This window comes from Caedibacter taeniospiralis, from assembly GCF_002803295.2.
Taxonomy (GTDB): domain Bacteria; phylum Pseudomonadota; class Gammaproteobacteria; order Francisellales; family Francisellaceae; genus Caedibacter; species Caedibacter taeniospiralis.
Genome location: NZ_PGGB02000008.1, coordinates 38,319 through 50,884, shown reverse-complemented (window position 1 = coordinate 50,884; position 12,566 = coordinate 38,319). Strand labels below are relative to the sequence as shown.

Sequence of the window (12,566 nt, the reverse complement as noted above, 5' to 3'; positions counted from 1 at the left end):
ATGAGTTTAACGGATAGAATTATTGTCGTTTAAAGGAGGTTCAATATTGGAATCTCTTAAGATGGGAGCATTATCAGCCTCTGTATTTTCTGGCTTTTCTTGTGCATGCTTTTGCTGATAGTAGGTTTTAATATCGATGCCTTGCGAACGTAGATAAGCTTTTTCTGCAATCTCATCCAAACGCTGTTTTGCATAAGCAACATGCTCATCACTAAAGCTTTCTACGGGTTTTCCATAGAGATTGAACCTTTGCTTATGCTCAAGTACTGAGCGTTGATAGCGGGTATCGCCAACATAGCGTTTGATCACTTTTTTCAGAATATACTGGTCAACTGGGGCAAAGTGTTCATTGTAATAGATAACCTCGATGTCCTCACTGATGCCGATTTTTAAGGGGTGTTTATCCTTGGGATTAAAGCACTTAGGGAAGCGCAGGCATAACCATTTAAATAAGCGCTGTTCCTCTTTATAAAGTTCCTTTTGCAAATCGATTTCGACGATAATTTCATCTTGTTGTTCAATGTCAGGCATCTCAATAGTAAGCTCTTCATGCTGCTTTTGACCATATTGTGGCATGCGGAAAGGTGTTTTTTGTTGATTAACGCGCTCCTGTCTTGTTTGATGTACTGGCTGAGCTCGCGCACCCGGTCTTGGAGCGGAACTTGCCAGTTTTTTTTCATCAGTTTCATTACGTTTTTCCGCATGTGCTTTACGTAAACGATCTGTTTTGTCTTTTATGCTTTTGCTCCCAACCAACGACTTTAATAATGAAAAATCATTGAGCTTATTTCTACCATCAGACATTTAAAATGTTCCTACGTTAAGTTTATACTTGGTGCCATCGACTGCGTGGTTTTACCGATCTAAATAGCCTTGAGCGGGCTAATCAATCCATAGTGCTGCAGCAATAAGGCGGACATTATAGACACAATTCAGGCAAAAATCAGTACCTATTGACCACTTTTGGCGGCAATGTCTTATCAGGGAGATAAAAAGGACCTGGAGTGAGTAATGTACTCAACCATATCGGTAAGAGTGGTCGGTGCTATCCTCACACGAGGAGGATTAATATTCTGAAGCAAGATACAGTATTTACAGTGTCGATAAAACTGGAAAAAAAATATTGACAACAAATGTAATCTTGCCAATAATTCGTCCCTATTGTGGCTACGTAGCTCAGTTGGTTAGAGCACAGCATTCATAATGCTGGGGTCACTGGTTCAAGTCCAGTCGTAGCTACCACTCTCGAGGTCTTTTCTGGCAAGTGTTTCAGAATTTTAAATTCAAGCAAGTGGGAAATCGTTGTACGTCGCTAACACTTTCCTTTAGTTCCTCCCAAATACCCAGTTCTGCCGAATGCTTAAAAACTTTATGAACTGTTCTCCAATGACCATAAAACGAAGTAAACGCCTTCTATAAAGATTCGTAGTGACTCGCCACTTCTGCAATGTTATACCTTTTACGGTTGTTAAAAACATATAAATCTCTTCCCAAGCGTACTCACTTATGTCATAATCCGTTCTGCAATCCTTTTGTTGTTTTTCCCATCACAGTTAAATTTGGGTCGACTTAAGGATTGCAATTTTTCAAATCATTTTTTAACTAAATTAATCTAACTTCGGTTCATGTGGTTTTTTGGTTCACAGAACCTAGTTGGCGCAACAGGCGGGATTGCTGAGTCACAGCCCGTATTGTGCATAAAGACGAACGCATCAGTAGTTTCACTAAGGCTTTCACGTTATACTGGCTGGCAACAGCATTTCCCTATCAATCTATTTATGGACAAACGATTACAAGATAACTCAGAAAAAATCACGCATTTTGGCTTTGAAGAAGTTAAATGGGCAGATAAGCAGCAAAGAGTTGCCGAAGTGTTTCATTCTGTGGCGGCAAAATACGACATCATGAACGATCTGATGTCTTTTGGCATTCATCGTTTGTGGAAAAAAATCACTATTCAAAAGGCAGGAGTTAAACCTGGACAGAAAATCCTGGATCTCGCAGGTGGCACAGGGGATCTGGCTTATCAATTTACCCAAAAAGTGGGAGAGCAGGGCACGGTTATTTTGAGTGACATTAATGCTTCTATGCTGGACGTTGGGCGTGAGAAGCTGACTAATCGCGGTTGCATTGGCAATATCGAATATGTTCAGGCCAATGCTGAATGTCTACCCTTTGCTGAGAATACCTTTGATTGCATTACGATTTCATTTGGGCTTAGAAATGTTACGGATAAAGATGCAGCACTTGCCTCGATGTATCGCGTATTAAAACCAGGTGGACGACTCCTGGTGCTCGAATTTTCAAAGCCAATAATGCCATTATTAAGCGAGATTTACGATCAATATTCCTTTAAAATATTACCCTTTATGGGACAACTCATAGCACAAGATGCTGATAGTTATCGCTATCTGGCAGAGTCCATTCGCAAACATCCAGACCAGGAAATTTTGAAGCAAATGATGCTAAGAGCTGGTTTTGACAAAGTTGAATATCAAAACATGACAGGGGGTGTTGTCGCCCTTCATATGGGCGTAAAATATTAAGGTGATCGTATGAAAGAGCTTATGATCGTGAAATCTATCAATTTCCTGCTCGACAAAATTCTGAGTTTAGATCCTCAAAAATCCTATCTGCTGGATCGCCTGAAACAAAGGACATTGACGATTCAGTTAAATGATTTTGCAATGCGCTTTTGCTTAATCCCCACCGCAGATAATTTAATCTTTGATGTAGCGGATGGCACACATCAGACAAATATACTCTCCGCTGATTCAGGTGTTTTAATCGCTATGGCGTTGAGTGCCAGTCCACAGCGCTATATTCAAAAAGCGGAGGCATCATTTGAAGGCGATATGTATGTACTTGAAGCATATCGTGATTTTTTTAAGGCAATTCATCCTGATCTCATGTTCACGCTCACGCAGGGGCAAACAACAACATTAAGCTCATTGTTATCCAAACCGTTTGATGCTATTAAGCATTGGTGGCTTGTCAGCAAAGCGCAATTCCCGATCGAATTAAGAGAATACCTCCAATATGAGAAAGAACTGATCCCTTGCAAGGAAGAGCTTGAAGACTTTTTTACCGATGTCCAGCAACTCAAACAAGATGTTGAGCGTGTTACAGCCAGGCTTGAGCGTTACCTAACAGCACAAGGTGTCAAACATGAATAAAATCAGAAAATGGTGGCGCCTGATCTACATCGGTTATGTGCTTAACAAATATAATGTCACCACTATGATGGCAAATCTTCCGTTGTTGCGCGTACTTAAAATAACGCTGATCTTTAATCCTTATTACTGGTTTGCTCGCAATATACTTGATCGTGGCACGCGTTTGCGTCTGGCTCTTGAAACCTTAGGTCCGATCTTTATTAAATTTGGTCAGGCACTCTCCACAAGACGCGATTTATTGCCACAGGATTTAGCCAGTGAATTGGCTAAACTGCAGGACAAAGTACCCCCATTTTCAGGCGAATATGCTGTCAAGGTTATTGAAAAAGCGTTAAAGCAGCCCATTAGTGAAGCATTTATGAGCTTTGATGTAAATCCGTTGGCTTCCGCGTCCATTGCTCAGGTGCATAGCGCAACACTAGCCAACGGTCAGGAAGTGGTTGTTAAAGTGCTACGCCCCAATATCCAGAATATCCTGGTTCAAGACACAGAACTGTTAAAAACCCTTGCACGTATGCTAGAGCGCTATATCCCAGCAACCAGGCGCTTGCGCCCTGTGGAAGTAGTCGCAGAAATTAGTCGTAATCTGTTAGATGAACTTGATTTGCAGCGCGAAGCAGCCAATGCCTCGCAGCTTAAGCGTAACTTTAAGGATAGTCATATCCATTATGTCCCCGGAGTATACTGGCAATATTGTCGCAATAATTTGCTGACGATTGAGAAGATAAAAGGTATTCCTGTTTCGGATATTGAAACTTTGAAACTGCTTAATACCGACTTGAAGCTTTTGGCGGAGCGTGGTGTTGAAATATTTTATACCCAGGTCTTCAGGGACTGTTTTTTCCATGCTGACATGCACCCAGGCAATATCTTTATTGATGCCACTGATCCTCAAGATCCTAAATATATCTCGATTGATTTTGGCATCGTTGGGACGCTAACGCGTGAAGATCAGCATTACCTTGCGGGTAATTTTCTGGCTTTTTTTAATCGTGATTATAAAAAAGTTGCCGAGCTTCATATCGAATCTGGCTGGGTCCCGTATGCCACCCGTGCTGATGAACTGGAATCTGCCATTCGCACCGTGTGTGAGCCTATTTTTGAGAAGCCTTTAGCTGAAATTTCTTTTGGTTACACGCTAATGCGTTTATTTCAAGTTGCCAGACGCTTTAATATGAGCGTTCAACCACAATTAGTGCTACTACAAAAAACACTACTTAACATAGAAGGATTGGGGCGTGAGCTTTATCCTGAGCTAAATTTATGGGCAACTGCCAAGCCATTTTTGGAGAAATGGATGAAAACACGTGTTGGCTGGAAAGGCTTTGCAAAGCGTTCAATGGATAACATTCCTGATTTAAGTGAACGCCTGCCTGATGTCCCTGAGATGTTGTTTGATTTATTGAGTAGTAAAGCTAAAAAAGCCAGGTTTGAAGATAATAACCAAATGAATCAGCCTAAAACTCCAAAACAGTCAAAAAAGCGTGGCGTGCTGGTAGGTCTTGGACTTTCGCTAACTGTGCTTGGTATTATTTACGGTTACAATAATGAATTATTAAATGACCTTCACCGATTCCTTGCTAAACATTATGGAATAGTCGGTAGCGTTGGCGTTGTGCTATTAGTTTATGCGTTAATCTCAAAACAAAAGGATTAGAACAATGAGCGATTGTATTTTTTGTAAAATTATTAGAGGTGAAATAAACACGCAGAAAGTCTATGAAGACAGTGATATTCTAGCCTTTCACGATGCCTTTCCAGTTGCTGAAACGCACGTGCTGGTCGTTCCCAAAAAACACATTGATAGCTTAAACCATGTTGAAGAAAAGGATTTAGAACTTGTTGGAAAGATCAATCTTGCCATTCCTAAACTTGCGGAAACATTAGGTTTGAATGCTGGCTTTAAAACGCTAATTAATACAGGAAGAGCGGGTGGTCAAACCATTTTTCATTTACACTATCATATTCTTGGTGGACGATTTATCAGAAAGGATGGTCTGCATCAGGTTTAAAATTACTGGAGTTATGCACATTTTTTTACTGTAAGAATTGATTGTGTAGCATAAAATTTTTATGGTAGCATTGCGCTGGGGAAATGACGTTCTTCCCAGGCTGAGCTTAAACGTTCTGGCTTAAACCATCCTTTAAGATTGATGACGTCTGTTTTTTTAAAAAAACTTAAAGGAGAATCGTTATGTTAGCTGTGTTGTTAGTTGGTCTAGGTGGTAGTTTAGGTTCAATCAGCCGTTTCTGGGTTGCTGAGTTGGCGGCTAAATACTTAGGCAGGTCTTTCCCATTTGGTATTTTATTTATCAATGTGGTCGGATGCCTGCTCATTGGGGTCATGGCAGCCCTTTTGTTGCAAGAGCGTTTTTTTCTAAACATGGCAACGCACCATTTGCGCGCCTTGGTGGTGACAGGTTTTTTGGGTGGTTTTACCACCTTTTCAAGTTTCAGCTTAGACACGCTGATGTTGCTGCAAAAAGGCGAATGGTTAAAGGCGTTGAGCTATATTGTGCTGAGCGTTGTCATTTCACTTATCGCTGTTGCTATTGGGTTCTATTTAACTCAACGCTGTTTTTCACCGTCGCTATAATGTTGTTCGGGGTGCAAAATGTTTAACAGAACATAACAGCGCTTTCAAAATAAAAATATTGAAGTAGAATAAGGTGCATTTTCAATATTAGAAATGCGTGTGATAATGTCAGTCAACTTCAAGGATTTTTGTGGCTATTTGGCAGAGATTTACCAGGATCTGCAATTAAATAAAAGTGGCAAAGTGGCAAGTTATATTCCAGAACTTAAAAAAGTGAACCCTGAGCAGTTTGCTATTTCTGTATGCACGACAGATGGTCAGCAGTTTAGTGTGGGGGATTATAAGGCGCGCTTTTGCATGCAATCGATGGTGAAGCCTGTGCTGTATGCACTGGCGTTGGAGGAAAATGGATTGAGTCATGTGCATAAGCATGTGGGTCGCGAACCTAGTGGAAAAAACTTCAATGAGCTGACACTCAATGACGAAGGGTTGCCACATAATCCAATGATTAATGCAGGAGCGATTATGTCATGCTCCATGATCAAACGCAAAGCGAATCCCGCGAGTAAGTTTAATCATATTATGAAAGCATTACATGAGTTGAGTAATAGTCAAAAGATCACCTTTAACAATGCGGTATATAATTCAGAAAAGGACACGGCAGATCGTAATTATGCTTTGGGTTATTTCATGCGCGAACATCATGCGTTCCCTAAAAATACCGATCTGCATCAGACGCTTAATCTATATTTTCAGGCGTGTTCAATCGAGTTAAATACTGAGGTTCTTTCAGTTATTGCAGCAGGTTTTGCCAATGCGGGAAGTTGCCCATTGACACGTAGAGAAGTTTTTAAGCCTGAGACGACAAAAAACTGTTTATCTTTGATGTATTCCTGCGGCATGTATGACTATTCGGGAGAATGGGCGTTTTCAATCGGGTTGCCTGCAAAAAGTGGGGTGTCTGGGGGGATTTACGTAGTTGTGCCAGATAGGATGGGTATTGCCATCTATTCTCCAAGACTGGATAAGCATGGGAATTCATTAAGAGCAATTGAAGTTTGTAAGCGTCTTGTAGAGAAGTATAACCTGCATAATTACGATAGTATTTTGCGTTGTCCAAATAAAATTAATTTATTCCCTTGAAGCTAATTGTCAAACACCCCCTTTTGCCCATAGAATGAAACAACCTAACCGTTGGACCTGGAGTCAAAGTATGCCAAAAGATACGATTACTGAGATTAAAGCGATACTCAAAAATTCAGATAAACTTAATTTTTCCGATATAGAAAATCTATCCGATCTCCTAGATCAATTGCAAGCTGAACTAGAGAGTCTTCCTCAGGAAAAAAAGGCTCAAGCAATTGAAATCGCAGACTTGGTGAAGCAAAGAATCCAAGTGAGTAAATTGCAGGATCCCAAAGAGACTGATTTTAGTGATTTGGAACAGGCAATAATCGAATACGAAGCTAGCCACCCCAGGGTTACGCACGCTGTGCGTTCCATTTGTAATTTATTATCAAGCATTGGAATTTAATCATTGATGACCAAGGGAGAGAGACAATACGCGATTTTACAGCATTTGAGTATTACGCAATGGCAGGTAAAACGGCAAAAGAAAAATAATGCTGAATTTGTCAGCCACGCACATATGGTCGACACAAATAAGCTATGTGTTATTTTGTGCTTAGCATCTCAAGAAACGTTACTTTCTACCTTCCTAAAGGCTATGTTTTCATGCAAGGATGTGTGCTATATAGAGGTAAATGATAAAGCGCTGGAAAAAGTGATCGCTTCAAACACAATAATTCTTTATGATGAAAGCTTGGACTTGGCAAACTTCCTCGATGAAAACCCGCATGCAGGAAGCTTTGCAATCAACATTGATAAGTTAAATTGTGCAGAGGTTAAAAAACAAACGATGATGAGTGTCTATGCAGTATCAGATTTTGCCCCTAAGTGAAAATCATTTGCCACAAATCATGGATATTGAGCGTGAGGTATTTGAATATCCATGGTCGGCATCGCAAATGAAAGACAGTATTCTCTCCGCTCATACGGAGACGTGGGGGCTTTTTGATTTAAATAACCACCTGATTGCGTTTGTGATTGTATCCGTCATTTTTGATGAAGCTGAAATCTTGAATTTTTCGGTGGCAAAACACTACCAACACCAAGGATTTGGTCAGAGGCTGTTAGCTTATTTAATGAATCATTTGTCGTACAAACAGACTGAAAAACTTTTTCTTGAAGTAAGGGTAAGTAATATTCCTGCTATCAGTATTTATAAAAAATATGGCTTTCAGCAGATTTCCATACGTAAAAACTATTATCGCGTTGGTGATAAGCATGAAGATGCAATGGTGCTTCAAGCAACTTTGCAAACGCAAAGTTCACCGCACTATTTTTAGTTACCCGCAATTAAGTCTGAAAAATGATTTACGATGGATATACAACTTGCGTTACATCCCGTTTTCAATATCCCTGTTAATTTCTGCTATGGCTAGCGCAACATTTGCAACTGCTGTGCCGCCAATGGCTGTTTTGCTGTTAATGGCTGAGTCAATCGTTAATATTGGATAAACATCCTCTTTAATCTCAGCTGAAAACTGTCGAAATTCGCCAAGACTCAACTGGCTTAATGACTTGCTACAAGCCAAAGCGTAAGCTGTAAGCTGTCCGACGATATGGTGTGCTTTTCTAAAGGGAATCCCCTTTCTGGCAAGATAATCCGCAAGTTCAGTTGCCACACACAAGCTATGATCATAGTTTTTATTACGCTTAATAGTTAAGCTTTGAACGGTGATCGTTGTCACCTTAATCATGTTGCTTACACTGTCAACCGCCAAAAATAAGGCTTCTTTGTCCTCTTGTAAATCCTTGTTATAGCCCGATGGCAATCCTTTAACTGTTGTTAAAAGTGCAATGAGATATCCGTTTAAGCGTCCTGCTTTACCGCGTATGAGCTCCATCGCATCCGGGTTTTTCTTTTGCGGCATCAACGATGAACCCGTCGCCACCAAATCACTCATTTCAACCAGGTTAAATTCACTACTTGAATAGATAATCATATCTTCTGCGAAGCGGCTTAAATGTACGCCAATCAAGCTAATATTCGCTAAAAGCTCAATAATATAATCGCGATCACTTACCGCATCTAAGCTGTTTTGCACAATATCAGCAAATCCAAGGTTTTCAGCCATTTTCTTGCGATCAAGATTCCATGAATTACCTGCAATCGCCCCCATGCCTAGTGGTGAAATATTTACGCGCTTTTTCACATCTAAAAGGCGTGCGCAATCACGCTTAAACATCTCATAAAACGATAAAAAATAATGCCCCCAGGTAATCGGTTGTGCTTGCTGTAAATGGGTATAACCCATGACAACCACATCAATGTTTTCTTGTGCCTGTTCAACCAACGCATTTTGTAAGGCTTTGGTTAAATGGAGCAATATATCAATGTGCTCAAGCACCCATAATCTTGTGGCGCATGAAACCTGTTCATTGCGTGAGCGCCCTGTATTTGCCTTGTAGGCAAGCTCTCCTATCTTATCCACTAAGCTTTGCTCAACAAAAGTATGGACATCCTCAACGCCATCATAGATTGCTTGTTGGATTAATGATGGATTTTCACGAGTTTCTTTCTCGATTTCATCCAGTGCCTGATGCAGCTTATGCAACTCTTTCTCTGACAAAACGGCTATCTCACTCAAAGCTTGTGTAAATGCCTTGGTGGCTTTTATATCATGGGGCAGCAGTCGATAATCAACGCTTAATGACTCATTAAAGCGCACAAACAAAGGGTTATTTTCTTCCGTAAAACGCCCTCCCCATAATTTTTGCCTGTGCTGTATATTCTCATTTACTTCCGCCATGGTTGATCCTTTAGTTCATGAAAAAATTCAATAAAAAACTGCACGCCTTCGTTAATTTGTGCAACATAAATAAACTCATCGGCACTGTGTGAGCGCTTTGAATCCCCAGGTGAAAATTTAACGCTTGGGCAATTCAGTATCGCTTGATCTGACGTGGTTGGTGAACCGTAAGATTTGATATTTTTAGCCAAAAGCGCTTGCATCAGTGGATGATCAAGTGGGGTTGCCGTGGGTCTAATTCTCATTGATCTTGGCGTGATTTCCGCGCACATATATTGACGCATGATCGCCAATATTTCTTCATTGCCGTAGGCGTCTGTCGTTCTCACATCGACAACAAAATGGCATTTCTCTGGCACGACATTGTGTTTTACTCCCGCCTCTATCACCGTCACGCTCATCTTCACCACACCCAAGGTTGGCGAGGTTTTTTCAAACTGATAACCTGTGATCCAGTTAATGTCGCTAACGGCTTTTAATATCGCATTATCTCCCTCATTGCGTGCGGCGTGCCCTGTTTTGCCATGCGCCACACAATCGCACACCATGAGTCCCTTTTCACTGACAGCAAGCTCCATACTCGTGGGCTCACCGACGATGGCAAAGTCGATTTCACCAAAAAAAGGCAAAGCAAGCTCGGCGCCATTTTTGCCAGAAATTTCCTCTTCCGCAGCTGCACACAACAAGAGATTAAAGGGTAAGTTTTGCATGTTGTAAAAGTGGGTAAATGCCGTGATTAGGCTTACCAATGCTCCCCCTGCGTCGTTAGCGCCTAAACCGTATAATTTGCCCTCGATCATTTCGGCATGATAGGGGTCACGCGTGTAACTCTTAGCAGGTGGCACGGTATCGTGATGAGATAACAATAAAATCGAAGGTTTCTCTTGATCAAAATACTTATTTTTAGCACAGACATTATTGCCAATAAGCGTGGATGGAATCTTATGCTTTGCTAACCACGCCTGAATAAACAGCGCACTTTTTTCTTCTTCGGTTGAAATCGATGGAATTCCTATTAAAGACGTTAATAAATTTAACGCTTGCTGCTGTTTTTCGGCTATCTGCGCGCGCAATGCTTCCAGGGCTAAAACTTCAGTTTCCATTTAATTCACTGCCTCTTTTAATTGTATCGTGGTTGCCTTATGTGGTTCATTCACCAACGCTTTTGCTATATTTTGTGCATTACTGATCACGACTTTATTGACCCCAGACTCTATCGCACTAAAGCAATTTTCAAGCTTTACCAGCATCCCCTGATGAATTTTGCCCTGCGTGCGCAAATCCTGATAGCCTCTTAGATCAAGCTCTTCAATCAATGATTGCGGATTTTCTACGCTCTCACACACTCCAGGCAAATCCATGCAGTAATACAAACTAACCTGGTAATCGCACACATTTGCCATACTCTTTGCAACCTCATACGCCACCGTATCGGCATTAGTATTTAACAGCTGCCCACTGCCATTATGTGTGATGGGTGCTAGTACGGGCAATAAACCACTGTCTAACATATTTATTAATACACTCACATTGACCCACTTCATGTCACCGACAAAGCCAAAATCGTGTTTTTCAATGCCGCGTTTCTCGCTTAACAACAGATTTGCATCAACACCACTTAAACCAAAAGCATTAGCGCCATTAGCTTGAAGCTTGGCAACCAGTGTTTTATTAATAAGACCTGCAAGGATCATGATCACAAGTTCTAAAGAAGCTTTATCCGTGACGCGCCGCCCATCGATAAATTGTGGTTTAAGTCCTAAGTCTTTGCTGAGTTTACTGACTTGCTCACCCCCGCCATGGATAATAATGCACGGATGTTGCCAAAGCGAAATCGCTTTTAATAATGCGTTTAATTCCAACTGATCATCCATGACGCGTCCTCCCAGTTTAATCACGTTAGCCGTTTTACTTAATGCCATCTGCATAAACCTCGTCAGTAGTCGCTATCACCGCTTGATCTTTATACTTGAACGCTGACACCATTTCAGATAGCACATATTGCGCAGCGTAAAGCCTGTTTTCCGCTTGTTCAATCACGATAGATCGCGGAGAATCAAGCACATCATCAGCAATCACCACGTTGCGTCTTACTGGTAAGCAGTGCATCACCTTGGCATTCTTAGCATGGTTAAGTTTGGCTTCACTGATCATCCAGTTTTGGTCTTTGTTAGTCACTTTGCCGTACTCTTTGGTGCTTGACCAATTTTTTACATAAATAAAATCTGCATCTTTCAGCGCTTCGTCTTGGTCATAGCAAATTTGCGCACCTCCCGTAAACTCAACATCCAGTTCATAACCTTCAGGGTGCGTGATCACAAAATCGTAGTCCATAAGCTGCATAGCTTCGGCAAAGGAGTTTGCTACCGCATGCGGCAAAGGATTAACATGTGGCGCCCAGCTTAATACGACCTTGGGTCTGTTTATTTTTTTACGTTTCCTGTACTCTTCAATCGTCAAAATATCAGCAAGGCTTTGCAAGGGGTGACGCAATGCCGACTCTAAATTAACTATCGGACAATCAGTGTATTTCTTAAAAGCATTAAATATTTGCTCTTGATAATCTTTCTCTCTATCTTGGAGTTTTGCAAAGGAACGAATAGCAACCATATCGCAATAACTGGCGATCACTTGAGCAGCTTCTTTAATATGTTCAGGCTTATCCCCATCCATCACCACACCCTCTTCAAATTCAAGCGCCCAACCGCTGTTGACATCGATCGGCAAAACATTTAAACCGATATTCTGTGCGGCTTTAACGGTTGAAATTTTGGTGCGTAAGCTTGGATTTAAAAAAATAATACCCAGTGTTTTATTTTTTCCCAAACTCGATCTCTCATGAGGGCTTTTCTTGATTTCAATGCACGATTGAATCGCCTCCTGGATATTGTCGATATCTTTAATACTTAAATACTGTTGCATGTTTTGCTCCTGTTTTTTTGAATGAATTGTTTGGCATTGACCTTATTGCTGATCACA

At 41.0% G+C, this 12,566-nt stretch carries 14 protein-coding genes and 1 tRNA gene; 10 read left to right on the top strand and 5 right to left on the bottom strand.

From position 1 onward, the window contains the following. Positions 1–6: 6 nt before the first annotated feature. Positions 7–804 (bottom strand): ProQ/FINO family protein, encoded by a 798-nt coding sequence (locus CU053_RS04395; RefSeq protein WP_100550922.1) that lies wholly within the window; start codon positions 802–804, stop codon positions 7–9. Positions 805–1,165: 361 nt separating this feature from the next. Between CU053_RS04395 and CU053_RS04390 the strand changes: the two genes are divergently transcribed. The 10 genes from CU053_RS04390 (at position 1,166) to rimI (ending at position 8,120) form a co-directional block, all read left to right on the top strand. After that, a tRNA-Met gene (locus CU053_RS04390) sits at positions 1,166–1,242 on the top strand. Between the two features lie 536 nt (positions 1,243–1,778). Beyond that, on the top strand, positions 1,779–2,546 hold the full coding sequence (ubiE, locus tag CU053_RS04385; protein WP_100550951.1) for a bifunctional demethylmenaquinone methyltransferase/2-methoxy-6-polyprenyl-1,4-benzoquinol methylase UbiE: 768 nt from the start codon (positions 1,779–1,781) through the stop codon (positions 2,544–2,546). Positions 2,547–2,555: 9 nt separating this feature from the next. Then, entirely contained in the window at positions 2,556–3,176 is a 621-nt protein-coding gene (locus tag CU053_RS04380; RefSeq protein ID WP_100550921.1) for an SCP2 sterol-binding domain-containing protein, read from the top strand. Then, positions 3,169–4,833, top strand: a complete 1,665-nt coding sequence (gene ubiB / locus CU053_RS04375; RefSeq protein ID WP_100550920.1) for a ubiquinone biosynthesis regulatory protein kinase UbiB — start codon at positions 3,169–3,171, stop codon at positions 4,831–4,833. Before CU053_RS04380 ends, ubiB begins: the two co-directional genes overlap by 8 nt. 4 nt (positions 4,834–4,837) lie before the next feature. Then, positions 4,838–5,188 (top strand): histidine triad nucleotide-binding protein, encoded by a 351-nt coding sequence (locus CU053_RS04370; RefSeq protein ID WP_100550919.1) that lies wholly within the window; start codon positions 4,838–4,840, stop codon positions 5,186–5,188. Between the two features lie 182 nt (positions 5,189–5,370). Next, on the top strand, positions 5,371–5,772 hold the full coding sequence (gene crcB / locus CU053_RS04365; protein WP_100550918.1) for a fluoride efflux transporter CrcB: 402 nt from the start codon (positions 5,371–5,373) through the stop codon (positions 5,770–5,772). 105 nt (positions 5,773–5,877) lie between these two features. After that, the gene (glsA, locus tag CU053_RS04360; RefSeq protein ID WP_199244210.1) at positions 5,878–6,855 is read left to right on the top strand and encodes a glutaminase A; all 978 of its coding nucleotides are present in this window, start codon (positions 5,878–5,880) and stop codon (positions 6,853–6,855) included. Positions 6,856–6,925: 70 nt separating this feature from the next. Continuing rightward, entirely contained in the window at positions 6,926–7,246 is a 321-nt protein-coding gene (locus tag CU053_RS04355; RefSeq protein WP_158107001.1) for a DUF4404 family protein, read from the top strand. Positions 7,247–7,252: 6 nt separating this feature from the next. After that, positions 7,253–7,672 carry a hypothetical protein gene (locus tag CU053_RS04350; RefSeq protein ID WP_100550915.1) on the top strand — a complete coding sequence of 140 codons (420 nt, stop codon included), beginning with the start codon at positions 7,253–7,255 and terminating at the stop codon, positions 7,670–7,672. After that, positions 7,644–8,120 (top strand): ribosomal protein S18-alanine N-acetyltransferase, encoded by a 477-nt coding sequence (gene rimI / locus CU053_RS04345; protein WP_100550914.1) that lies wholly within the window; start codon positions 7,644–7,646, stop codon positions 8,118–8,120. Before CU053_RS04350 ends, rimI begins: the two co-directional genes overlap by 29 nt. A 51-nt stretch (positions 8,121–8,171) precedes the next feature. Here rimI and argH read toward each other — a convergent pair whose 3' ends face one another. From argH to CU053_RS04325, 4 genes are read right to left on the bottom strand one after another with little or no spacing between them, the layout of a single operon-like run. Beyond that, entirely contained in the window at positions 8,172–9,587 is a 1,416-nt protein-coding gene (gene argH / locus CU053_RS04340) for an argininosuccinate lyase (protein ID WP_100550913.1), read from the bottom strand. Further along, positions 9,575–10,690, bottom strand: a complete 1,116-nt coding sequence (locus CU053_RS04335; protein WP_100550912.1) for a M20/M25/M40 family metallo-hydrolase — start codon at positions 10,688–10,690, stop codon at positions 9,575–9,577. The genes argH and CU053_RS04335 overlap by 13 nt, the downstream gene beginning before the upstream one ends. After that, a complete protein-coding gene (gene argB, locus CU053_RS04330) occupies positions 10,691–11,509 on the bottom strand; it encodes an acetylglutamate kinase (protein WP_158107000.1) in 819 nt (272 codons plus the stop codon). After that, complete coding sequence (locus CU053_RS04325; RefSeq protein ID WP_100550910.1) at positions 11,496–12,509, bottom strand: Rossmann-fold NAD(P)-binding domain-containing protein; 1,014 nt, start codon at positions 12,507–12,509, stop codon at positions 11,496–11,498. Before CU053_RS04325 ends, argB begins: the two co-directional genes overlap by 14 nt. Positions 12,510–12,566 lie beyond the last annotated feature (57 nt).